At 59.9% G+C, this 22294-nt stretch carries 19 protein-coding genes and 2 pseudogenes; 7 read left to right on the top strand and 14 right to left on the bottom strand.

Annotated features, from left to right (window positions below):
* Window positions 1–42: 42 nt before the first annotated feature.
* From HU731_RS28385 to HU731_RS09825, 6 genes and pseudogenes are all read right to left on the bottom strand, one after another.
* Window positions 43–159: pseudogene (locus tag HU731_RS28385) on the bottom strand (outer membrane lipoprotein carrier protein LolA); the annotation flags it as partial.
* Entirely contained in the window at window positions 156–902 is a 747-nt protein-coding gene (locus tag HU731_RS09805; protein WP_186607881.1) for a YebC/PmpR family DNA-binding transcriptional regulator, read from the bottom strand. The pseudogene HU731_RS28385 and the gene HU731_RS09805, both read right to left, overlap by 4 nt.
* A gap of 233 nt (window positions 903–1135) precedes the next feature.
* A complete protein-coding gene (gene aspS, locus HU731_RS09810) occupies window positions 1136–2911 on the bottom strand; it encodes an aspartate--tRNA ligase (protein ID WP_186607880.1) in 1776 nt (591 codons plus the stop codon).
* Window positions 2912–3019: 108 nt separating this feature from the next.
* Window positions 3020–3241, bottom strand: coding sequence for an FmdB family zinc ribbon protein (locus HU731_RS09815; RefSeq protein ID WP_003193872.1), 222 nt, complete (start codon window positions 3239–3241; stop codon window positions 3020–3022).
* Window positions 3242–3403: 162 nt separating this feature from the next.
* Window positions 3404–3757 (bottom strand): ribbon-helix-helix domain-containing protein, encoded by a 354-nt coding sequence (locus HU731_RS09820; protein ID WP_186607879.1) that lies wholly within the window; start codon window positions 3755–3757, stop codon window positions 3404–3406.
* A gap of 182 nt (window positions 3758–3939) precedes the next feature.
* Window positions 3940–4413 (bottom strand): Dps family protein, encoded by a 474-nt coding sequence (locus tag HU731_RS09825; protein ID WP_003193874.1) that lies wholly within the window; start codon window positions 4411–4413, stop codon window positions 3940–3942.
* A 427-nt stretch (window positions 4414–4840) separates the two neighbouring features.
* On the opposite strand from HU731_RS09825, the gene HU731_RS28790 reads away from it, so the two are divergent.
* Window positions 4841–5443: a cold-shock protein gene (locus HU731_RS28790; protein ID WP_003193875.1), complete on the top strand. Its 603-nt coding sequence runs from the start codon at window positions 4841–4843 to the stop codon at window positions 5441–5443.
* A 73-nt stretch (window positions 5444–5516) separates the two neighbouring features.
* Here the strand turns inward: HU731_RS28790 and HU731_RS09835 are convergent, their stop codons facing one another.
* Window positions 5517–5723 (bottom strand): SlyX family protein, encoded by a 207-nt coding sequence (locus HU731_RS09835; protein WP_003193876.1) that lies wholly within the window; start codon window positions 5721–5723, stop codon window positions 5517–5519.
* Between the two features lie 3 nt (window positions 5724–5726).
* Window positions 5727–6152, bottom strand: a complete 426-nt coding sequence (locus HU731_RS09840) for an HIT domain-containing protein (protein WP_186607878.1) — start codon at window positions 6150–6152, stop codon at window positions 5727–5729.
* A gap of 741 nt (window positions 6153–6893) precedes the next feature.
* Here HU731_RS09840 and HU731_RS09845 point away from each other — a divergent pair.
* The gene (locus HU731_RS09845) at window positions 6894–8174 is read left to right on the top strand and encodes an OprD family porin (RefSeq protein ID WP_032895504.1); all 1281 of its coding nucleotides are present in this window, start codon (window positions 6894–6896) and stop codon (window positions 8172–8174) included.
* A gap of 182 nt (window positions 8175–8356) precedes the next feature.
* Here the strand turns inward: HU731_RS09845 and HU731_RS09850 are convergent, their stop codons facing one another.
* Window positions 8357–9199: a mechanosensitive ion channel family protein gene (locus HU731_RS09850; protein ID WP_056791140.1), complete on the bottom strand. Its 843-nt coding sequence runs from the start codon at window positions 9197–9199 to the stop codon at window positions 8357–8359.
* 136 nt (window positions 9200–9335) lie between these two features.
* Window positions 9336–9821: a YajQ family cyclic di-GMP-binding protein gene (locus HU731_RS09855; RefSeq protein ID WP_003193880.1), complete on the bottom strand. Its 486-nt coding sequence runs from the start codon at window positions 9819–9821 to the stop codon at window positions 9336–9338.
* 123 nt (window positions 9822–9944) lie between these two features.
* On the opposite strand from HU731_RS09855, the gene HU731_RS09860 reads away from it, so the two are divergent.
* From HU731_RS09860 to HU731_RS09870, 3 genes are read left to right on the top strand one after another with little or no spacing between them, the layout of a single operon-like run.
* Window positions 9945–10862 carry a putative 2-dehydropantoate 2-reductase gene (locus HU731_RS09860; protein ID WP_186607877.1) on the top strand — a complete coding sequence of 306 codons (918 nt, stop codon included), beginning with the start codon at window positions 9945–9947 and terminating at the stop codon, window positions 10860–10862.
* Between the two features lie 46 nt (window positions 10863–10908).
* Complete coding sequence (locus HU731_RS09865) at window positions 10909–12945, top strand: sensor histidine kinase (RefSeq protein WP_032895499.1); 2037 nt, start codon at window positions 10909–10911, stop codon at window positions 12943–12945.
* Window positions 12946–12947: 2 nt separating this feature from the next.
* The gene (locus tag HU731_RS09870; protein WP_014719723.1) at window positions 12948–13526 is read left to right on the top strand and encodes a cob(I)yrinic acid a,c-diamide adenosyltransferase; all 579 of its coding nucleotides are present in this window, start codon (window positions 12948–12950) and stop codon (window positions 13524–13526) included.
* Between the two features lie 160 nt (window positions 13527–13686).
* Here HU731_RS09870 and HU731_RS09875 read toward each other — a convergent pair whose 3' ends face one another.
* The 3 genes from HU731_RS09875 to secA all read right to left on the bottom strand — a co-directional run bounded on the left by HU731_RS09875 (window position 13687) and on the right by secA (window position 18852).
* Window positions 13687–14631 carry a Nudix family hydrolase gene (locus HU731_RS09875; RefSeq protein WP_186607876.1) on the bottom strand — a complete coding sequence of 315 codons (945 nt, stop codon included), beginning with the start codon at window positions 14629–14631 and terminating at the stop codon, window positions 13687–13689.
* Window positions 14632–14774: 143 nt separating this feature from the next.
* On the bottom strand, window positions 14775–15992 hold the full coding sequence (gene argJ / locus HU731_RS09880) for a bifunctional glutamate N-acetyltransferase/amino-acid acetyltransferase ArgJ (RefSeq protein ID WP_056791131.1): 1218 nt from the start codon (window positions 15990–15992) through the stop codon (window positions 14775–14777).
* 124 nt (window positions 15993–16116) lie between these two features.
* Window positions 16117–18852: a preprotein translocase subunit SecA gene (gene secA, locus HU731_RS09885; protein ID WP_003193886.1), complete on the bottom strand. Its 2736-nt coding sequence runs from the start codon at window positions 18850–18852 to the stop codon at window positions 16117–16119.
* A 306-nt stretch (window positions 18853–19158) separates the two neighbouring features.
* Here secA and HU731_RS09890 point away from each other — a divergent pair, with 306 nt between their 5' ends.
* Window positions 19159–19614 carry a DUF721 domain-containing protein gene (locus tag HU731_RS09890; protein WP_073522923.1) on the top strand — a complete coding sequence of 152 codons (456 nt, stop codon included), beginning with the start codon at window positions 19159–19161 and terminating at the stop codon, window positions 19612–19614.
* Between the two features lie 4 nt (window positions 19615–19618).
* Here the strand turns inward: HU731_RS09890 and HU731_RS09895 are convergent, their stop codons facing one another.
* Window positions 19619–21097 (bottom strand): helicase HerA-like domain-containing protein, encoded by a 1479-nt coding sequence (locus tag HU731_RS09895; protein WP_186607875.1) that lies wholly within the window; start codon window positions 21095–21097, stop codon window positions 19619–19621.
* Window positions 21098–21446: 349 nt separating this feature from the next.
* Between HU731_RS09895 and HU731_RS28920 the strand changes: the two are divergent.
* Window positions 21447–22286, top strand: a pseudogene (locus tag HU731_RS28920) (HAMP domain-containing protein); the annotation flags it as partial.
* Between the last annotated feature and the right edge of the window lie 8 nt (window positions 22287–22294).

The raw sequence follows: 22294 nt of genomic DNA on the forward strand, positions 1-22294 counted from the left end.
CCTGCGGGTTTATCAGTTGAGGCGTCAGAAGCGACGCTATTCCACTGTAGGAGCGAGCTTGCTCGCGAAAAACTCGATAGCGACGCGGGGTGTCAGATACCCAGCGTTATCGTTAACGACCTTCGCGAGCAAGCTCGCTCCTACAATGGTGGGTGTCAGGTGAGTTGTTCGGCTACCGATTCCGGGATGTCGGCATTCGAATACACATTCTGCACATCATCCAGGTCTTCAAGCATGTCCAGCAGCTTCAGTACCTTCTGCGCACCGTCCAGGTCCAGTTCGGCACTGGTGGTCGGCAGCATCACGATTTCCGCTTCGGTGCCGTTGAAACCAGCGGCTTCCAGGGCGTTGCGCACGGCGTAGAAGCTGGCGAACGAGGTAAATACATCGATGGAGCCGTCTTCGTTGGTGACCACGTCATCGGCATCCGCTTCCATCGCGGCTTCCATCAGCGCGTCTTCATCGGTGCCGGGTGCGAAGGTGATCTGCCCCTTGCGTTCAAACAGGTAGGCTACCGAGCCATCCGTGCCGAGGTTGCCGCCGCATTTGCTGAACGCATGGCGTACGGCTGCCGCGGTACGGTTGCGGTTATCGGTCATGCACTCAACCATCACCGCCACGCCGCCCGGGCCGTAGCCTTCATAGGTCAGTTCGACCATGTCGTCGGTATCGGCCGCACCGGCACCACGGGCCACGGCGCGGTCAATGATGTCGCGGCTCATGTTTGCGCCCAAGGCCTTGTCCAGCGCCAGGCGCAGACGCGGGTTGGAGCCCGGGTCACCGCCACCCTGGCGGGCAGCGACGGTCAGTTCGCGGATCCACTTGGTGAAGATCTTGCCTTTCTTGGCATCCTGACGCTCTTTGCGGTGCTTGATGTTCGCCCACTTGGAATGGCCAGCCATAACACAACTCCGAAATTCTCTAGAAACCTTATCAATCCCGCCCCCCGGCGTAATGCCGTTCAGTTAAGCGTATATCGCCCTCTGTAGGAGCGAGCTTGCTCGCTCCTACAGAAAGCCTTAACTGAACGGCATTACGCCCCAGGCGAGATTTCCCTCTTTTAAACGCAAAGGCGCATCCGAAGATGCGCCTTTTTGACTGCCTACCACCTTAATCGCGCTTTCACGCAGCAGCCTTACTCAGCCTTCGGCGTCTCACGCAGGCGGATGTGCAGCTCGCGCAAGGCCTTGGCATCCACCACACCCGGCGCCTGGGTCATGACGTCCGCAGCGCTCTGGGTTTTCGGGAAGGCGATCACTTCACGGATCGACTGGGCGCCGGTCATCAGCATTACCAGACGGTCCAGGCCGAACGCCAGGCCACCGTGCGGCGGCGCGCCGTATTTCAGGGCGTCGAGCAGGAAGCCGAACTTCTCTTCCTGTTCCGCTTCGTTGATGCCCAGCAGGCGGAATACCGCTTGTTGCATCTCTTTGCGGTGGATACGGATCGAACCGCCACCCAGCTCAGTACCGTTGAGCACCATGTCGTAGGCACGGGACAGCGCGCCTGCAGGGTTGGCTTCCAGCTCCTGCGGGGAGCACTTCGGCGCGGTGAACGGGTGGTGCAAGGCGCTGAAGCTGCCGTCGTCGTTCTCTTCGAACATCGGGAAGTCCACAACCCACATCGGTGCCCATTCGCAGGTCAGCAGGTTCAGGTCGTGACCGAGCTTGATACGCAGCGCGCCCAGGGCTTCGCTGACGATCTTGGCCTTGTCGGCGCCGAAGAACACGATGTCGCCGTCAACCGCACCGACGCGATCAAGGATCGTGTTCAGGTTGGCTTCAGGGATGTTTTTCACGATCGGCGATTGCAGGCCGTCGACGCCGTTGGTGCGCTCGTTGACCTTGATGTACGCCAGGCCCTTGGCACCGTAGATGCCGACGAACTTGGTGTAGTCGTCGATCTGCTTGCGCGGCATGCTCGCGCCGCCAGGCACGCGCAGGGCGGCGATGCGGCATTTAGGGTCGTTGGCCGGGCCGCTGAACACCTTGAAGTCGACGTCCTTGAGCTGGTCGGCCACGTCCACCAGTTCCAGCGGGTTACGCAGGTCTGGCTTGTCGGAACCGTAGCGGCGCATGGCTTCTTCGAAGGTCATGTGCGGGAATTCGCCGAACTCCAGGCCCAGCACTTCCTTGAACAAGTTGCGGATCATCTGCTCGGTCAGGCCCATGATCTCTGTTTCATCGAGGAAGCTGGTCTCGATGTCGATCTGGGTGAATTCCGGCTGGCGGTCAGCGCGCAGGTCTTCGTCACGGAAGCACTTGGCGATCTGGTAGTAACGGTCGAAGCCGGCCACCATCAGCAGTTGCTTGAACAGCTGTGGCGATTGCGGCAAGGCGAAGAAGCTGCCAGCGTGGGTACGGCTCGGTACCAGGTAGTCGCGCGCGCCTTCCGGGGTGGCCCGGGTGAGGATCGGCGTTTCGACGTCGAGGAAGCCGTTTTCATCCAAGAAGCGGCGGATGCTGGTGGTCATGCGCGAACGCAGGCGCAGCTTCTCGGCCATTTCCGGACGACGCAGGTCCAGGAAGCGATAGCGCAGGCGGGTTTCTTCGCCTACGTCGGAGTATTCGTTGAGTGGGAACGGCGGAGTTTCCGACTCGTTCAGCACTTCCAGCTCATAGCCCAGCACTTCGATGCCGCCGGACGCCATGTTCTTGTTCACGGCACCGGCCGGACGCAGGCGTACCTTGCCGGTGATCTTGACGACGTATTCGCTGCGCACGCGGTCTGCGGCGGCAAAACTCTCGGCGCGGTCCGGGTCGAACACCACCTGGGCCAGACCATCACGGTCACGGATATCGAGGAAGATCACCCCGCCGTGGTCGCGGCGACGGTGAACCCATCCGCAAAGGGTGATTTCCTGACCTTCCAGGGTCTCGTTCAGTTGGCCGCAATAGTGGCTGCGCATCATGGTCGTGGTTTCACTTCTCGTAATTCGAAATTCGGTGGCAGGCCTGCCTCGTCACCGTACAGTTAAGCAGGGGACGGATAATGCAGGAGCCTGCGCGTAGAGTTCAACTCAGTCTGCTTTGTCGCCGCCCGCCAGGTTCTTCTTGGCGCCGGTCTTGAAATCGGTCTCGTACCAGCCGCTGCCGCTCAGGCGGAAGCCCGGCATGGACAACATCTTCTTCAACTCAGGTGCCTGGCAGGCAGGGCAATCGACCAGCGGCGCGGCGCTGATCTTCTGAATGGCTTCCAACTGATGACCACAGGAAGCGCATTGATAGTCGTACATGGGCATGGAGATGTCTCAGCGATCAGATCGTTACAGCGCCACGCCCTGCCCTGTGCATAAAGCCCGGCATGCGCAGCAAAGCGCGGGATTATATCTGGTAAATCAACACAGCGCAGCCGGCTTTGTGCCCAGGGCCCGGCCCGCCGGGATGACGGGCCGACCACCGGACTACTGCGCGAGCGTGTCTCCGGGCGTGAGGGCGCCCCGGCCTTTGAGCACGTGGACCACGCACACCACCCTCACCAGCCCACTGAAGTTCTTTACGCCTCCGTAACGCAAATGCACTTCCCGATCGACATAGGACAACAACGCACTGACCGAACAGGTATTGAGCCTGGCGATTTCCGTCAGGATGTTCCAATAGATCTGTTCAAGCCGCAGGCAGGTAGAAAACCCATTGAGCCTGACCGACCGGGACAGTGGCTTGGCCAGCCCCATATCAAAACCCTTGGCAAAAGGGTCGACCTTTATCTTGTGAAAACCACAGGTTTCCATCACTCCCTTACCCACTCCACGTGACATACACCTGACACTCCATTGCCAAACAGCAGCCAACAGGTTTCTCCCATTGGACGATGGGCCTATAAAACAGCAGCCAGCGCAGAGCAGCCAGAAGACGGGGAGTAGTTAGTCGTAGGACAACGCCAGGAAGCGCAGGGAAACCAGCAGGCAACGCCCAAAAGGCGCCGCCAGGGTTTCAACCGTTACTGGTTTTCGAGCAGGGAGCGCAGCATCCACGCGGTTTTCTCGTGAACCTGCATACGCTGGGTCAAGAGGTCCGCCGTCGGCTCATCACTGACTTTGTCGAGCAATGGGAAGATGCCTCGGGCGGTACGCGTGACCGCTTCCTGGCCGGCCACCAACTGCTTGATCATCTCTTCGGCGCTCGGCACACCCTCTTCTTCCTTGATGGAAGACAGGCGCGCGTAAATCGAATAGGCACCCGGCGCCGGGAAGCCCAGGGCACGGATACGCTCGGCAATGGAGTCCACTGCCAGCGCCAGCTCGTTGTACTGCTCCTCGAACATCAGGTGCAGCGTACGAAACATGGGGCCTGTGACGTTCCAATGGAAATTGTGGGTCTTCAGATACAGAACATAGGTATCGGAAAGCAGGCGGGAAAGTCCGTCGACGATGGATTTACGGTCTTCTTCACTGATACCAATATCGATTGCCATGTGTTTCCCCTTCAATTGACGAGCATTCATTGATCAGGTGCAGCTCCACTCTAGCAAGAGAGTGCGCCATGTGCAGCCCGACACACCCAGGCGACATGCGGCAAATCGCCCCGCACCGCCTGCGAGATCTGACTTGGCAAGCCTGTTTACCTGTGGGAAGAGTCTCGGCATGCCAATGAAAAATCCCGCACCTGTCTAGGACAAGCGTTTGACGCAGAAATGCCGTGGCCGTGGCAACACCCCGAAATGCTTGATTTGAGTAGGCACAGCCTTTGCTGTTAAATAGACGCGGTGTGGCTGCCGTTTATTCCTGCGGCACGTCACATAGGCTGATACCCGCGCACGTGCTCAACGCCTCCCATTGTTCAGAAGCGAACCGTGCCAGTCAGCTCTTCCTTGTGATCCGTCTTAACGTGAGTTAACCAAAATGTTGAAAATCGTCCACCTGCTAACGGGCGTTGCAGCGTTGCTGCTGTCCTTTATTCCGAGCCTGCAGCCTGAAAGCCTGCCCTATCTGGAACAACACGACGCCCTGTACCTGGCCTTGTTCGGCCTTCTTAACCTGACGCTCGCACCGGTAATCCCTTACTGGAACAAAGGCACGCGTCATCAACTGCAAAACCTGGTCAGTGCGCTGCTGGTGCTGACTGTTGTCGTACAAACCCTCACCCTCCTGGCGCCCATGCCTGAAGTCGGGGGCCATCCGGCCATCCTGCTCAGCCTGGTGATTGCTGTGGTCGCCATCGTTCTTCACCTGGCCATCAGCTTCTACCGCTCGTCTCCAGCGGCCGCGTCGCAAAACTATGACATGACCAACCGGGATACCGGGACCGTCAAGTGGTTCAACACCTCCAAGGGCTTCGGCTTCATTTCCCGCGATTCGGGCGACGATATCTTCGTCCACTTCCGAGCCATTCGTGGCGAAGGCCATCGCGTCCTGGTCGAAGGCCAGCGCGTGGAGTTCTCGGTGATGAACCGTGACAAGGGCCTGCAAGCCGAAGACGTCATCGCTGCCCTGCCGCGTCGCTGATTCCTAGCCTTCGCAGCAAAAAAAAACCGCGATCCAGCCTTGGCTGGGTCGCGGTTTTTTATTGCGTGCACATTCAATAGTGGGGCGGCGGCGCTTCTTCTTCGGATGACTCGAACTGCCCGCCCATTTCTTCCTGGCGCTTGAGCAGTGCAGTCATCTGCAATTGCAGGCGTTCGACGGCCCGCTGCTGGGCAACCAGGATGTCGTTGAGGGTTTCAATGGTGTCGTCCTGGAAGGCCAGGCGGCTTTCCAGGTCGGTAACGCGTTCTTGCAGGTCCATGGTTCAGTCCTGGGTAAAGATGAAGTCGGCAGGCAATAGCTCGCGCATCCGGCTGCGAATCGCGGCCACCTGCTCTTCGGTGTAGGGCTGGGCTGGATGTTTGCCCCACACGGGGGCTGGCCAGGCGGCGTCGTCGCGCTTGCGCACAATCACATGCACATGCAACTGGCTGACGACGTTACCCAGCGCGCCGATGTTCATCTTATCGGCCGCCAAGCCCTCGTTGAGCAACTGCGCCAAGGCCGTCGTTTCTTGCCACAAGGTTTGTTGATCTGCGACATCCAGTTGAAACACTTCGCTGATACCGTTGACGCGTGGCACCAGGATGAACCAGGGGTAATTCGCATCATTGGACAGCAGCAGGCGACAGAGCGGGAAGTCCCCAATGGCCAAGGTATCTTGTTGCAGGCGTTGATCTAAGGCGAACACGTGGCACTCCGTTCGGCAGGTCGGTAACAGGTGCCCAGCATACCTTCGAATGCACAAGGCTTCACGGGCAATGCTGGCGGCCTTGAGGCAGTCGGGCGAAAAAATGCACCCTTTAGAGGCAGTGACCCAGAGGAGCAACGCTAGGCCGGGCCTCAACGGGATGCACCAAAATGACCCACCTGTGCCTCAAAGGGATCCGCCGATTACCCACCGATAAGGGTCAACCGGTAACGTTTTACCCAGGTAAAGGATTCAGGTACCACCGAACCTGGGTACCACCCTGGCGTCAAGCCCAACCCAAATGGCGTAAAACCCCCGTGCTTATGCGGTTTTTACAGGTTCATCACACTTTTCACGAAAAAATGACATTCGGTCGGCGGTTTGAGCACGCTTGTTGCATTCACCCCCATATCGTCGACAACGGCACCCGTTTGGACACAGGTGTTTCGCGATAAAAACAGTGGCGTTTCGATGTGTATCAGGGACGTGTTCAAACTTTGTAAAGAAGTCTGAAAACAGCATTGAAGTTGTCAGCCTGGATACATTTCAGGCTGTGAATTTGCGACATGGATCTAGCGATTTACGACAGCCTCGTAAAGAAGCTGAAAGGATAGTTGAGTAAGTATCGTCAATAGGGTCTGCGTGAGCTAACTTTGCGCCGACACAAAAAGAAAGAGCCGCCCAGATAAAAATACAGGTGGGACGGCAGTACTCTTCCTAAAACCAAAGGAGCAAATCACGATGCGCGTGATGAAGTGGAGCATGATCGCCCTGGCTGTTTCAGCAGGCACCTCGCAGTTCGCAATGGCGTCCGCCCAGGACGATTCCAAGGGCTTTGTTGAAGACAGTACGTTCAGCATCAATACTCGCGCGCTGTACTTCAGCCGTGACTTTCGCAACAACCCGTCGGGCCCAGGCTCCAAGAGCCGTGCTGAAGAAACCGGCCTGGGCTTCAATGCCCTGTACGAATCGGGCTTCACCCAAGGCACTATTGGTGTCGGTGTGGACGTGATCGGCCTGATGGGCCTCAAGCTCGACAGCGGCAAGGGCCGCGCCGGCACCGGCCTGTTCCCTACTGGTTCCGACGGTCGCTCGCAAGATGACTATTCCAAAGGCGGCGGCGCGGTCAAGTTCCGCATCTCCAACACTGTGCTGAAAGTGGGTGACCAATACACCACAGCTCCAGTGTTTGCCTCCGACGACAGCCGCTTGCTGCCAGAGCTGCCACAAGGTATCTCGATCACCAGCAACGAGATCAAGGGCCTGAAGCTTGAAGGCGGTCACTTCACTTCCAGCGTCGCGCAGAACCAGACCTACCATGACAGCCTGGGTCTGACCAAAACCGACTTTGTCGGCGGAGTGTATGCCTTCACTCCGGAGTTCACCGGCAGCCTGTACTACGCGAAAACCGAAGATTACTTCCGCAAGTACTACAGCAACCTGAACTGGACCCACGCCCTGAGCGATGATCAGTCGTTCGCCCTGGACTTCAACATCTACGACACCAAGAGCGACGGCGCCGGCCTGCAACGTGCAGAGAAAGACGGCGTGACCAAGCTCGACAACCGCGCCTTCAGCTTGCAGGGCGCGTACACCATCGGCGCTCACACCTTCACCCTGGCAGCCCAGAAAGTCACCGGTGACGGCGACTACGGTTACGGCGTAGACGGCGGCGGCACTGTGTTCCTGGCCAACTCCATTGCCCGTTCCGACTTCAACGCCGAAGGCGAAAAGTCCTACCAGGCGCGTTATGACATCAACATGGCAACCTTCGGCATTCCGGGCCTGAGCTTCATGACCCGTTATGTCACCGGTAGCGGCGCCAACACGGGCACCACCAGCAACGGCAAAGAGTGGGAACGCGACATCGAAGCCAAGTACGTGATCCAGAGTGGCCCGGCAAAAGACCTGAGCCTGCGTCTGCGTCAAGCGACTTACCGTTCCGGTGATGGCGTGTACTACGGTTCGCCGTCGATCGATGAGCTGCGTCTGATCGCCAACTACCCGCTGAACATCTTGTAATTGCTGGTTCAATTACAACGATGACTTGAGGCCTAGGCCTTAAATAAAAAGCCGCTCCTCTGTTCAACAGGGAGCGGCTTTTTTATTGCAGTTTTATTTCAACCCAAAAAAACAACTAGCAAGCTAAGTAACTAGTTTGTCAAAACTGACCTTTCGGCCAAATTTTATAGCGTCACGCCAAGTTATTTCGTTGCACTTTCCTGCATCACCCGAATAACCCGTTGTGGAAACGGAATATCAATTCCGGCCGCTTTCAAACGGTCACGCGCCAGTTCATTGAGCATAAACACTACGTCCCAATAATCCGGGGTGTTGGTCCAGCAACGCAGGGAGACGGTGATGGAACTGTCGCCCAAGGTCGACACCACGGCCACTGCGGCAGGGTCCTTCAGTACCCGTGGGTCTTCGGCCAGAGCCAGCAATACTTCACGGGCCTTCTGCAGGTCCGCCTCATAGTCCACACCTACGTCAAACACGACCTTGCGGGTCGGCTGGCGGTTGGTGTTGGTGATAAGGCCGTTGGACAGGCTGCCGTTGGGAATGATCACCGTCTTGTTGTCGCCGGTGCGCAACACCGTGTGGAAGATCTGGATGCTGTCCACGGTACCCGAGGTGCCCTGGGCTTCGATCCAGTCACCGATGCGGAACGGACGGAACAACAGGATCAGCACGCCGCCGGCAAAGTTCGCCAGGCTGCCTTGCAAGGCCAGGCCGATAGCCAGGGTAGCGGCACCGATCGCCGCCACGAACGAGGTGGTGGCCACACCGATCATCGAGGCCACGTTGACCACCAGCATGACTTTGAGCGCGATGTTGGCAAGGCTGGTGATGAAGTGTTGCAACGCCATGTCCGCGTTACGCATGGCCAGCAGGCGGCCCACGCGTTGCGTCAAGACATTGATCAGCCACCAGCCGATAGCCAGGGTGACCAACGCCAGCAATACGCGGCTGCCGTATTCCATGATCATGGGGATCCAAGACTGGGAGGTCTTGATCAGGTGATCCATTTCAGCGTTCAAATCCATCTACTTTCTCCTGTTGTGCGGCGATAAGGCTCGACTGACTGCCTGAAAACGCAATTGAGCCCCGAAGGGCTCAATTGTAGGCAATGATGCTGGGGCGTGGGACGTCAAAAGTACCCACAGGTTCCCCAAAGTGCCATCAGTCGCGGAAGTTATTGAACTGCAGCGGCATATCAAACGTCTTGGCGCGCAGGGCCGCGATGGCCTCTTGCAGGTCGTCACGCTTCTTGCCGGTAACGCGAACCTGCTCGCCCTGGATGGCGGCCTGGACCTTGAGCTTGGCGTCCTTGATGTGCGCCACGATCTTCTTGGCCAGCTCTTTGTCGATGCCTTCCTTGAGCACGGCTTCCTGCTTCATCAGCTTGCCGGAGGCGTAGGCATCCTTGACTTCCAGGCACTGCACGTCGATCTTGCGCTTGACCAGAGCCAGCTTGAGGATCTCGATCATCGCTTCCAGCTGGAAATCGGCTTCAGCGGTCAGGTTGACGGTCAGTTCCTTTTCCTTGAATTCGAAGCTGCCCTTGCCTTTCAAGTCGTAGCGACGGTCCAGTTCCTTGACGGCGTTCTCGACGGCGTTGGTGACTTCGTGTTTGTCCAGTTCAGATACCACGTCGAACGAAGGCATGTGATTTCTCCAATATAAGGGGCGGGCTCAGTAGAGATGGAGCGCGCCCGAGCTAAAATGCCGGGGCATTATAGCGGTTCTTTCGCGCCATTCACCGCTGGCGAGCTTATGGAGTACACACTGATGGCGACCCCCTGGCATATTCTTGGCGCCGGCAGCCTGGGCACCCTCTGGGCCGCACGGCTGGCGCGCGCGGGCGTGCCCGTCAGGCTGATCCTGCGCAATGAGGCGCGCCTGGCCGACTATCGAGCCGGCCAAGGGCTGACCCTGGTCGAGCAGGGTGTGGAGCAGACTTACCCGGTAGTCGGCGAAACGCCTGACAGCCCAGAGCCCATTCATCGCTTGCTGGTGGCGTGCAAAGCCTACGACGCCCAAAGCGCCATTGCCCAGTTGCAACCTCGACTGGCGCCCGACGCCGAACTGATCCTGCTGCAAAACGGCCTCGGCAGCCAGGACGCAGTGGCTGCACAGGTGCCGTCGGCCCGCTGCATCTATGCCTCGAGTACCGAAGGCGCGTTTCGCGAAGGCGACTGGCGGGTGGTATTTGCCGGCCATGGTTACACCTGGCTGGGAGATGCGAGCCACCCCACCCCGCCGCTATGGCTGGACGACCTGCAAGCGGCCGGCATTCCCCATGATTGGGCCAGCGATATTCTCACGCGCCTGTGGCGCAAGCTGGCGCTCAATTGCGCCATCAATCCCCTGACCGTGCTTTACCAGTGCCGCAACGTCGGCTTGCAAGCCCACGCGTGTGAAGTGGCGACCTTGTGCGCTGAACTGGCCGAGCTGCTCGAATGCTGCGGCCAGCCCGCCGCCGCACAGGACCTGTACAGCGAAGTACAGCGGGTGATCCAGGCCACGGCGGCCAATTACTCGTCCATGCACCAGGACGTGGCCAACGCACGGCGTACCGAGATCAGCTACCTGTTGGGCTACGCCTGCCAGGCGGCCGCCCGCCATCAATTGGTGTTGCCACACCTGCAACAGTTGCAAGCGCGCCTGGTCGAGCATTTGCGCGCACGCGGATTGGCCAGCGACTGAGGCACGCGCTACCCTGCCTACCTGTCTATCACCTGGGAAAACCCTGATGCCACTGCGCCAGCGTCTTGAAAATCTACCGGTAGGGCAGAAACTGTTGGCGGCCCTGCTGGTGTTGTTGACCACCGTATTGCTGGTGGCCAACCTGACGTTTATCAGCGCCGCCTACTGGATCTCCCAGGAAAGCATGGCCCCCCAGGCCTTGCAGTCCATTGGTCGACTGGTGTCCAACCCCGCGCTCGCCGCCGAGGCCCTTGAGTCTCCGACCAAGGCCGAGGCGCTGCTCAATGAGCTGACCAGCTATTCACCCTTGCGCGCCGCTGCCCTGTACGACGGCGAAGGCAACCGCCTGGCGCAGATGCAGCACGGCGACCGCCTGCACCTGCCGGACCACTACCGGCATATCGAAGCATGGCGCCTCACTGAATTTCGCAGCAACCAGGTCATCACCCTGCCCCGCGGCAACCAGCCTTCTGGGCATTTGTTGCTGGTGGCCAGCAGTGAGCTGCCGGTGGCGTTCTATACCGGCACCCTGACCGCGAGCCTGGGCATCCTGATTTTCAGTGTGTTGCTGTGGCTGGTCATCGCCCGGCAGATCAAACGCCTGATCACAAGGCCGATTCATGAACTGGAAGAACTGTCTCGCCAGGTGACCCGCGAGGAGAACTACGCCTTGCGCGCCGGGCGTGGCAACCGTGATGAAATCGGCAGCCTGGCCGAAGCGTTCAACACCATGCTGTCGCGCATCGAAGCCCGTGAGCAGCAACTCAAACGCGCGCGCGACGACTCCCAGGCCGCGTACGACCAGGCCCAAGGCCTGGCCGAAGAAACCCGGCATACCAACCGCAAGCTGGAGCTGGAAGTCCAGGTGCGCAGCAAGATCGAGAAAAAGCTCACGGGTTTCCAGAACTACCTGAACAGCATTATCGACTCGATGCCCTCGGCGTTGATCGCCCTGGACGAACAACTTTATGTCACCCAGTGGAACCAGGAAGCCACCGCCCTATCCGGCACGCGCCTGGACGAAGCCTTGAACCAGCCGGTGTTCCTGGCCTTCCAGCCGCTCAAGCCGTACCTGCCGCAGATCAAGGCCACCGTGGAGCAACACACCGTGGAGCGGATCGAGCGGGTCACCTGGATCAAGGACGACGAGCCCAAGCATTACGCGCTGACGTTCTACCCGTTGATGGGTGGCGCCGGGCGCGGTGTGGTGATCCGAATCGACGACATCACCCAGCGCCTGTCCCTGGAAGAAATGATGGTGCAATCGGAAAAAATGCTATCCGTGGGCGGCCTGGCCGCCGGTATGGCCCATGAGATCAACAACCCGCTGGGCGCGATCCTGCACAACGTGCAGAACATCCGTCGGCGCCTGTCCCCCGAGCTGCCCAAGAACCTGGAACTGGCCGAACAGGTGGGCATTGAGCTGGAGACAGTCAACCGTTACCTGCAAGGCCGCGAGGTCCCGCAACTGCTCGACGGCATTCAGCAGGCCGGCGCACGTGCCGCGAAAATCGTTACCCACATGCTCAGCTTCAGCCGCCGCAGCAATCGGCAGATGGCCCCCTGCGATTTGCCGGCGCTGATCGACCAGGCCGTGGAAATCGCCGGCAACGACTTTGACCTGACCATCGGTTTCGATTTCAAGGGCCAGGCGATCATCCGCCAGTTCGACCCGCAACTGGGCCCGGTGCCCGGTACCGCCAACGAGCTGGAGCAAGTGCTGCTCAACCTGTTGAAGAACGCCGCCCAGGCCATTCACCTGCGTGAAGACGACAGCGAACCTGGGCGCATTATCCTGCGCACCCGCCTCAACCCGCCGTGGGCAGAAATCCAAGTAGAAGACAACGGCATCGGCATGAGCGAAAACGTGCGCAAGCGTACATTCGAACCGTTCTTTACCACCAAGGAAATCGGCCAGGGCACCGGGCTAGGCCTGTCGGTGTCGTACTTCATCATCACCAACAACCACAAGGGCCAGATGGAAGTGCATTCCACCCTGGGCCAGGGCACCTGCTTTACCTTGCGCCTGCCCCTGGCCGGCAGCCAATTGCCCCCCACTGAACTTACCCAACTGGAGCACTGACCATGGGCTTTCGCCTGTCGAAGATCTACACCCGTACCGGCGACAAAGGCGAGACCGGCCTCGGCGACGGCCGTCGCGTGCCCAAGGACCATCCACGCGTGGAAGCGATTGGCGAGGTGGATACGCTGAACAGCCAGTTGGGCCTGCTGCTGGCCAACCTTGAAGAACAAAGCGGCAAGCACCCGGGGTTGAAGGATGTGATTGAAGTGCTCACACCTTGCCAGCACCGTCTGTTTGACTTGGGCGGTGAACTGGCGATGCCGGTGTACAAGGCGCTGAATGCGGCGGAAGTGGATCGGCTGGAAGCAGCGATTGATCGGTGGAATGAAGAGGTTGGACCGCTGGAGAACTTCATTCTGCCCGGCGGCTCAGCCTTGATAGCCCAGGCCCATGTGTGTCGCAGCCTGGCGCGAAGCGCAGAGCGCCGCTGTCAGCACCTGAATGCGGTGGAGCCGTTGGAGGGTGTGGGGTTGGCGTATATCAATCGGTTGTCGGATTTGCTGTTTGTGGCGGCCAGGGTGATTGCCAAGCGCCAAGGTGTTGCGGAAGTGTTGTGGCAGGCGGCGGCCAAGCCACACTGATATTTATCAGGTGGCTGGGAGGGCCTCATCGAGGTGTAGGAGCGAGCTTGCTCGCGAAAAACTCGCAGGCGCCACGTCTATTCAAAAAGCCCGCGTTATCGTTGACGCTTTTCGCGAGCAAGCTCGCTCCTACATCCCGATAGGGCCCATCAGCGCTGCATCACACCTGCGGCCAAAACGCCCGAATACCTGCCACACCTTGCGCACCAGCCTCCCACGCCTGCTCCCGCTGCGCCGGCCCAACCCCGCCCAACAGAAACACCGGCTTGCTGAACCCGGCGATCAACTGCTGCGCCTGCTCCCAACCCAACGGCTGGGCATCCGGATGAGTCTGGGTGGGCTGCACCGGCGACAGGGTGACAAAATCCACGTCCATCATTTCTGCCAGCGCCAGCTCTTCAGCGTTATGGCACGAGGCAGCCAGCCAACGGTCTTTGGGCAGCGGGCGGCCCTTGCTGGCGTATTTGCGCAACTGCGCCGAGGTCATGTGCCAGCCGGCAGCGGGAAAATCCCCCAGCCACTCGAACGGCCCCTTGAGCATCAGTTGTGCCTTGCCGGCACACAGGCCCACCGCATCCACCGCCAGGTCGCGGTATTTGGGGTCATAGCCGTTGGGGGCACGCAGTTGAACCAGCTTGATGCCACCGGCGATAGCCTTCTGGATACCGCGCAACAACGTCGGGGTTTCCAGCTCGCCAGGGGTGATCAGGTACTCGGCGGGCAAGCGTGCCGCTGCGACAATCGGGGCATTCGCCGCCGGGAATTCATAGTTGACCAAGTCCCGCGGTGCCACCCATTCCAGCGGCTGCCCTTCAGCGCCATGGGGCTCGCCAGTAAAGGCCGAGACTTCCCAGACATCCAGCAATACCTGTTTGTCCGGATAGTCATGTTGCACCTTGATCAGCGGCCGCGCCGTGGTGACCTGGATGCCCAGCTCTTCCTGCAATTCACGGGACAAGGCCGTGGCAACCGACTCATCAGCCTCCACCTTGCCGCCGGGAAACTCCCAGAGGCCGCCTTGATGCTGAGTATCGGCACGGCGCGCCAGCAGGATCCTGCCATCGACACCGCGGATCACCGCTGCTGCTACATGCACTCGTTTCACGCCACTGCTTCCTCTCGTTATAGCCCTTTGTAGGAGCGAGCTTGCTCGCGAAGAACGTCAACGATAACGCGTGCATCCTGGATAAACGCGGTGGCCTTGAGTTTTTCGCGAGCAAGCTCGCTCCTACAGGGGGAGGGTCATTTTCAGGTACGGTATTCCGCGTTGATCTTCACGTACTCGTGGGACAGGTCGGTGGTCCAGATGGTTTCGCTGCACTCGCCGCGACCCAGCTCGATACGGATGGTGATTTCTTCCTGCTGCATCACCGCCGAGCCCTGGGCTTCGGTGTAGGTTTCGGCGCGGGCGCCACGGCTGGCGATGCACACGTCACCCAGGAACACGTCGATCTTGCTCACGTCCAGGTCCGGCACGCCAGCACGGCCGACAGCCGCGAGGATACGGCCCCAGTTCGGGTCCGATGCAAACAGCGCGGTCTTGATCAGCGGCGAGTGCGCCACGGTGTAGCCCACATCCAGGCATTCCTGGTGGTTGCCGCCGCCGTTGACTTCAACCGTGACGAACTTGGTCGCGCCCTCGCCGTCCCGCACGATGGCCTGGGCCACGTCCATGCACACTTCGAACACCGCCTGCTTCAACGCCGCAAACAACGGGCCTTCGGTAGAGGTGATTTCTGGCAGGTTGGCCTGGCCGGTGGCGATCAGCATGCAGCAGTCGTTGGTGGAGGTGTCACCGTCGATGGTGATGCGGTTGAACGACTTGTTGGCGCCGTCGAGCATCAGGCGTTGCAGCACATCGCGGGAGACTTTGGCGTCGGTGGCAATATAGCCGAGCATGGTGGCCATGTTCGGGCGAATCATGCCTGCGCCCTTGCTGATACCGGTGACGGTGATGGTCACGCCTTCATGCACGAACTGGCGGCTGGCGCCTTTTGGCAAGGTGTCGGTGGTCATGATGCCGGTAGCGGCAGCCGCCCAGTTATCCACAGACAGGTCATCGAGCGCGGCTTGCAGGGCGCCTTCGATTTTTTCCACCGGCAGCGGTTCACCGATCACACCGGTGGAGTACGGCAGCACCTGGCTGGCATCGACACCGGTCAACTGGGCCAGCTTGGCGCAGGTGCGCGCCGCCGCGACCAGGCCCGGCTCGCCGGTGCCGGCGTTGGCATTGCCGGTATTGGTCAGCAGGTAGCGGATCGAACCGGCCACGCGCTGCTTGGCCAGAATCACCGGTGCGGCGCAGAAGGCGTTGAGGGTGAACACGCCCGCTACGGTCGAGCCTTCAGCACAGCGCATCACCACCACATCCTTGCGCCCCGGGCGCTTGATGCCGGCCGAAGCGATACCGAGTTCAAAACCGGCAACCGGGTGCAACGTGGGCAAAGGACCAAGACCAACAGCCATGAATGCGCTCCTTAAAAATAGGTGATGTCTGTGCCGTCGCTATCGACGGTGGGAATTAATGGCAAAACGCCGCGACGGCAAAGGCCGGTCGCGGCGCGGGGTGTTGCAGCGTCAGGCGAAAATCTTATTCGATCTGGCCGTGGCAGTGTTTGAATTTCTTGCCCGAACCGCAGTAGCACAGCTCGTTGCGACCCAGCTTCTGGTCATTGCGAACCGGGGTCTGGGCCAGGGCCACATCGACCTCTTCACCCAAGGCTTCAGGCTCATCCAGGCCCGGCGCTTCGTCGTGCTGGAACTGCATGCGCGCCGCCAGGGCCTCGGCTTCCTGACGCAGGCGTGCTTCTTCCTCGATCGGGTCTTCGCGACGCACCTGAACGTGGGACAGCACGCGGATCGAATCGCGCTTGATCGAATCCAGCAATTCGGAGAACAGAGTGAACGACTCGCGCTTGTACTCCTGCTTCGGGTTCTTCTGGGCGTAGCCACGCAGGTGGATACCGTGGCGCAGGTGGTCCATGGTCGACAGGTGGTCTTTCCACAGGTCATCCAGCACGCGCAGTACGATCTGTTTCTCGAAGGTGCGCAGTGCTTCGGCACTCGCCTGCTCTTCTTTCTCGTTGTACGCGGCCAGCAGCTCGGCCATCAGTTTTTCGCGCAGGGTTTCTTCGTACAGGTGGTCGTCTTCGTCCAGCCATTGCTGAACCGGCAAGTCCACACCGAAGTCGCTCTTCAATGCCGCTTCCAGGCCGGCAACATCCCACTGCTCAGGCAGCGATTGTGGCGGGATATGAGCGCTGACTGTGGCGTTGAGCACGTCCTGACGGAAATCAGCGATGGTCTCGCCAATGTTGTCGGCGGCCAGCAACGTGTTACGCATGTGATAGATCACTTTACGCTGTTCGTTGTTGACGTCGTCGAACTCGAGCAGTTGCTTACGAATGTCGAAGTTACGGCCTTCTACTTTGCGCTGGGCCTTCTCGATGGCGTTGGTCACCATGCGGTGCTCGATCGCTTCACCGGACTGCATGCCCAGGGCTTTCATGAAGTTCTTCACCCGGTCCGACGCGAAGATACGCATCAGGCTGTCTTCCAGCGACAGGTAGAAACGGCTGGAACCGGCGTCACCCTGGCGGCCGGCACGGCCACGCAGCTGGTTGTCGATACGACGCGATTCGTGACGCTCGGACGCGATCACCTGCAAGCCACCGGATTCCAGCACGGCCTGGTGACGCTTCTGCCAGTCGGCCTTGATCTGGGCGATCTGCTCAGGCGTCGGGTTGTCGAGCGAGGCCACTTCCACTTCCCAGTTGCCGCCCAACAGGATGTCGGTACCACGACCAGCCATGTTGGTGGCGATGGTCAGTGCGCCTGGGCGACCGGCCTGGGCGATGATCTCGGCTTCTTTTTCGTGGAACTTGGCGTTCAGTACCTTGTGCTCGATACCTTCCTTGTTGAGCAGGTTGGACACGTGCTCGGAAGTCTCGATGGTGGCGGTACCCACCAGGATCGGGCGGCCCTTGGCCATGCCGTCCTTGATGTCATTGATGATCGCCGCGTATTTCTCTTCGGCGGTCAGGAACACCAGGTCGTTGTAGTCTTTACGCGCCAACGGTTTGTTCGGCGGAATGACCATCACGGCCAGGTTGTAGATCTGGTGGAATTCGAACGCTTCGGTGTCGGCCGTACCGGTCATGCCGGACAGCTTGTTGTACAGACGGAAGTAGTTCTGGAAGGTGGTGGACGCCAACGTCTGGCTTTCGGCCTGGATGTTGAGGTGTTCCTTGGCTTCGATGGCCTGGTGCAGGCCTTCGGACAGGCGACGACCGGGCATGGTACGACCGGTGTGCTCGTCGACCAGTACCACCTGGCCTTCCTGCACGATGTATTCGACGTTGCGGTGGAACAGCTTGTGGGCGCGCAGGCCGGCATACACGTGGGTCAACAGGCCCAGGTTGTGCGCCGAGTACAGGCTTTCACCTTCGGCCAGCTCGCCGATCTGGGTGAGCATTTCTTCGACAAACTGGTGACCGGCCTCGTTGAGCTCGACCTGGCGGGTCTTCTCGTCGATGGTGAAGTGACCTTCTTTGGTCACCACGCCTTCCACTTCCTCGATGTGCTGCTCCAGCCGCGGGATCAACTTGTTGATCTCGGTGTACAGGCGCGAGCTGTCTTCGGCCTGGCCGGAGATGATCAGCGGGGTACGGGCTTCGTCGATGAGGATGGAGTCGACTTCGTCGATCACGGCAAAGTTGAGTTCACGCTGGAATTTTTCATCCATGCTGAACGCCATGTTGTCGCGCAGGTAGTCGAAACCGAATTCGTTGTTGGTGCCGTAGGTGATGTCGCAGGCGTACGCGGCGCGCTTCTCTTCCGGCGGCTGGAACGGCGTTACCACGCCGACGGTCAGGCCGAGGAATTCATACAACGGGCGCATCCAGTTGGCGTCCCGGCGAGCCAGGTAGTCGTTCACCGTCACAACGTGCACGCCCTTGCCGGACAGTGCGTTGAGGTAGACGCCCAGGGTTGCCACCAGGGTCTTGCCTTCACCGGTGCGCATTTCGGCAATCATGCCTTCATGCAAGGTCATGCCGCCGATCAACTGGACGTCGAAGTGGCGCATGCCCATGACGCGCTTACCGGCTTCACGGGCGACCGCGAAGGCTTCGGGCAGCAGCTTGTCGAGGGTTTCACCTTTGGCTATGCGGGCCTTGAACTCTTGGGTCTTGGCGCGCAATTGCTCGTCCGACAGAGCAACCATCTGCTCTTCGAAGGCATTGACCAGCTGCACCGTCTTGAGCATGCGTTTGACTTCGCGCTCATTCTTGCTTCCAAAAAGTTTCTTTAACAAAGGCGCAAACATATCGGCAGGTTCTTCCACACATAGGGATGGAGGGCGCACCGTGAGTGGCCCGAGCAGCCCTCACGGCCGCATTGCGAACGCGCATTCTACCCGGAATCGTGGGTGAGGAAAGTGGCGTTGTTCCCCGAGGCAGGCACGGCGCTGTGAGAGGGCTTGTTTAAAATAAGGGCTTTTGCGCGAACTTCAACCCATGGAGTGCAGAAGTTACTTATTGATTTCATGGGCAAAGCCCAGTCGACGCAGAGCCTCGGGGTGTGCAGGCGCTTTCTGCTAAGATAGCCGCTCTGTTACCTAAGGTGTCTAAACATGGCATTTCGCCCTCTTACAGCCCGCGCTCCCGGCGTGTTGCTTCGCGAAGCCAAGCCGTTGAAAGCCATCTTTGGCCATGCCAAGCGCCTGGGCCATTTGCAACGCCTGCTTGAAAGCCAGCTGCAACCGGCCGCACGTGAGCACTGTCATGTGGCGTCCTGGCGTGAAGGCAATCTGCTATTGATCGTCACCGATGGTCATTGGGCCACGCGCTTGCGCTATCAGCAAAAACGCTTGCAGCGCCAGCTGATGGTGTTTGAAGAGTTCGCCGGTTTGACGCGCATTCAGTTCAAGGTACAGCCACCCACCGTGCCGCAAGGCGCGGTGGGGCATACCATGGACCTGTCGGAAACGGCCGCCGAAACCCTTCAGGCCACCGCCGAAGGGATCAACGACCCGGGCTTGCGCGCCGCCCTGGAACGGCTGGCCGCCCATGCCCGGCCCAAAGCCTGAAGCGCTACTTGCGTTTGCTGCCGCCCAATAACGAACCCAGCAGCCCCCGCACCAACTGGCGCCCCATCTGATTGGCGGCCTGCTGCATGGCTGATTTCAACGCCTTGCCCGCCGTGGTCCCCAGGAAGGCACCCGCCTTGTCGGTGAAGCTTGGCTCTTCGGCGGCCGGCGCGGCCTGCTCGGCAGGGCCAAGCTCCTTGCGCGCCATCAGCACTTCATAGGCAGACTCACGATCCACCGGCTTATCATAGCGCCCCAACAGCGGCGAACTGGCGACCAACGCTTTGCGTTCGGCTTCGGTGAGCGGCCCGATCCGCGATTGCGGGGGGGCAACCAATACGCGCTGGACGACTTCCGGCGTGCCCTTTTCCTGCAAGGTTCCCACCAATGCCTCACCGGTGCCCAACTCTGTAAGCACCGACAAGGTATCGAATGTCGGGTTGGGCCGGAAACCGTCCGCCACTGCCCGCAGCGATTTCTGTTCTTTGGCGGTGAACGCGCGCAAACCGTGCTGGATGCGCAGGCCCAGTTGCGCCAGCACCGTATCCGGCAGGTCGCCCGGCGATTGGGTGACGAAATACACACCGACGCCTTTGGAACGGATCAGGCGCACCACCTGCTCCAGACGCTCCTGCAAGGCTTTTGGCGTATCGGCGAACAACAAATGCGCCTCATCGAAAAACAACGCCAGCAACGGTTTGTCGGCATCGCCGCGTTCCGGCAATTGTTCGAACAACTCTGCCAGCAGCCACAACAGGAAAGTCGCGTAGACCTTCGGCGCCTCATGCACCAAGCGGCTGGCGTCCAGCAGGTGGATGCGCCCACGTCCATCGCTGGCGGGCTGCAAAATGTCTTCCAGTTGCAGGGCCGGTTCGCCAAACAAGGCTTCGGCGCCCTGCTGTTCCAGCACCGCCAGGCGCCGTAACAAGGCCTGGCTGGAACCGGTGGTCATCAAGGCGGCGTCTTCGCCCAGCAGTTCCGGGTGATAGCGCAGGTGATTGAGCAGTGCCTTGAGGTCCTTGAGGTCCAGCAGCAACAGGCCTTCGCGGTCGGCCACTTTGAACGCCGCATAGAGCGCCGATTGCTGGCTGTCGGTGAGTTCCAACAGGCTGCCGAGCAACAGCGGGCCCATTTCACTGATAGTGGTGCGCAACGGATGACCGGATTGGCCGTGGATATCCCACAGGGTGACCGGGTACGCCTGGGCCGTGTAATTAAGGAAGGGCATACCGGCGATGCGCTCGGCCACTTTGCCCTGGGGGTTGGCGGCGGCGCCCAGGCCGCAGAGGTCGCCCTTGATGTCGGCAGCAAACACCGCCACGCCCGCATCACTGAAGGCTTCCGCCAGGCGCTGCAAGGTGACGGTCTTGCCGGTGCCCGTGGCGCCAGCGATCAAGCCATGACGGTTGGCCAGGCGCATGGACTGGGCGATGGGCTGGCCGTCAAGGCCGGCACCGATAAGCAGTTGTGTGGAGTCAGGCATTTCGTCACCTATGGTTAATCTTTAGTGCCGCGAGGTCGATATAGACGGATGTAAGCCCGACAAAGACTAAAAAACGGTCAGATAATTCCGATACGGACCAACGGAGCTATCACCAGAAATACCACACCTTTTTTGACGCTGCCATTTTGCGCCTCCCGCATAGGATGCGCCTCGGATATTAAGACCTTAGCGGACCCTTCAAGCCATGAACAAAAATCTGCGCTTCAGCCACAAGATCCTGCTTGCAGCCTCCCTTATCGTCATCGCCGCCTTTGCGTTGTTTACCCTCTACAACGACTACCTGCAGCGCAACGCGATTCGTGACGACCTCAATAACTACCTGCATGAGATGGGCGACGTCACCGCCAGCAACATCCAGACCTGGCTCACCGGGCGTATCGCCCTGGTGGAAAACGCCGCACAGAACATCGCTATCAACCCTGAACAAAGCGTGGTCGCCAACCTGCTGGAACAGAAAGCGCTGACCTCGTCATTCATGGCCACCTACGTCGGTGACAGCCAGGGCGCGTTCACCATCCGCCCCGACACCAAGATGCCCGACGGTTTCGACCCGCGCGTTCGCCCCTGGTACAAAGGCGCCCAGGCCAGTAACGGCTCGACCCTGACCGAGCCCTATATCGACGCGGCGACCGGGCAACTGATCATCTCTGTCGCCACGCCCAGCGCCAAGGGTGGCCAGAGCATCGGCGTGGTCGGCGGCGACCTGAGCCTGCAAACCCTGGTGGATAACATCGGCGCGCTGGATTTTGGCGGCATGGGCTATGCGTTCCTGGTCAGCGCCGACGGCAAAGTGCTGGTGCACCCCGATAAAGCCCTGGTCATGAAAACCCTGGCGGATGTGTATCCAAAGGACACGCCGAAGATCAGCGGCGACTTCAGCGAAGTGCAAGCCAACGGCAAGACCAGTATCGTGACGTTCACACCGATCAAGGGCCTGCCCTCGGTGAACTGGTACCTGGGCGTTTCGGTGGATAAAGACAAGTCTTTCGCCATGCTCAGTGAGTTTCGCACCTCGGCGGTGATCGCCACGATCATCGCGGTGGTGATCATCATCGCCCTGCTTGGCATGCTCATCCGTGTGTTGCTGCAACCTTTGCACCTGATGACCCGGGCCATGCAGGACATTGCCGACGGTGAAGGCGACCTGACCCGCCGCTTGACCATCCAGAACAATGA

The organism is Pseudomonas salmasensis, from assembly GCF_014268375.2.
GTDB classification, from domain to species: domain Bacteria; phylum Pseudomonadota; class Gammaproteobacteria; order Pseudomonadales; family Pseudomonadaceae; genus Aquipseudomonas; species Aquipseudomonas salmasensis.

Coding starts and splice junctions, on each gene's coding strand:
- aspS (WP_186607880.1), bottom strand. CDS start 2,911: ATGATGCGCAGCCACTATTGCGGCCAACTGAACGAGACCCTGGAAGGT.
- HU731_RS09850 (WP_056791140.1), bottom strand. CDS start 9,199: ATGGATTTGAACGCTGAAATGGATCACCTGATCAAGACCTCCCAGTCT.
- HU731_RS09825 (WP_003193874.1), bottom strand. CDS start 4,413: ATGGCAATCGATATTGGTATCAGTGAAGAAGACCGTAAATCCATCGTC.
- HU731_RS09855 (WP_003193880.1), bottom strand. CDS start 9,821: ATGCCTTCGTTCGACGTGGTATCTGAACTGGACAAACACGAAGTCACC.
- HU731_RS09895 (WP_186607875.1), bottom strand. CDS start 21,097: ATGCCTGACTCCACACAACTGCTTATCGGTGCCGGCCTTGACGGCCAG.
- HU731_RS09815 (WP_003193872.1), bottom strand. CDS start 3,241: ATGCCCATGTACGACTATCAATGCGCTTCCTGTGGTCATCAGTTGGAA.
- HU731_RS09870 (WP_014719723.1), top strand. CDS start 12,948: ATGGGCTTTCGCCTGTCGAAGATCTACACCCGTACCGGCGACAAAGGC.
- HU731_RS09835 (WP_003193876.1), bottom strand. CDS start 5,723: ATGGACCTGCAAGAACGCGTTACCGACCTGGAAAGCCGCCTGGCCTTC.
- HU731_RS28790 (WP_003193875.1), top strand. CDS start 4,841: ATGTTGAAAATCGTCCACCTGCTAACGGGCGTTGCAGCGTTGCTGCTG.
- HU731_RS09860 (WP_186607877.1), top strand. CDS start 9,945: ATGGCGACCCCCTGGCATATTCTTGGCGCCGGCAGCCTGGGCACCCTC.
- argJ (WP_056791131.1), bottom strand. CDS start 15,992: ATGGCTGTTGGTCTTGGTCCTTTGCCCACGTTGCACCCGGTTGCCGGT.
- secA (WP_003193886.1), bottom strand. CDS start 18,852: ATGTTTGCGCCTTTGTTAAAGAAACTTTTTGGAAGCAAGAATGAGCGC.
- HU731_RS09845 (WP_032895504.1), top strand. CDS start 6,894: ATGCGCGTGATGAAGTGGAGCATGATCGCCCTGGCTGTTTCAGCAGGC.
- HU731_RS09865 (WP_032895499.1), top strand. CDS start 10,909: ATGCCACTGCGCCAGCGTCTTGAAAATCTACCGGTAGGGCAGAAACTG.
- HU731_RS09890 (WP_073522923.1), top strand. CDS start 19,159: ATGGCATTTCGCCCTCTTACAGCCCGCGCTCCCGGCGTGTTGCTTCGC.
- HU731_RS09820 (WP_186607879.1), bottom strand. CDS start 3,757: ATGTCACGTGGAGTGGGTAAGGGAGTGATGGAAACCTGTGGTTTTCAC.
- HU731_RS09805 (WP_186607881.1), bottom strand. CDS start 902: ATGGCTGGCCATTCCAAGTGGGCGAACATCAAGCACCGCAAAGAGCGT.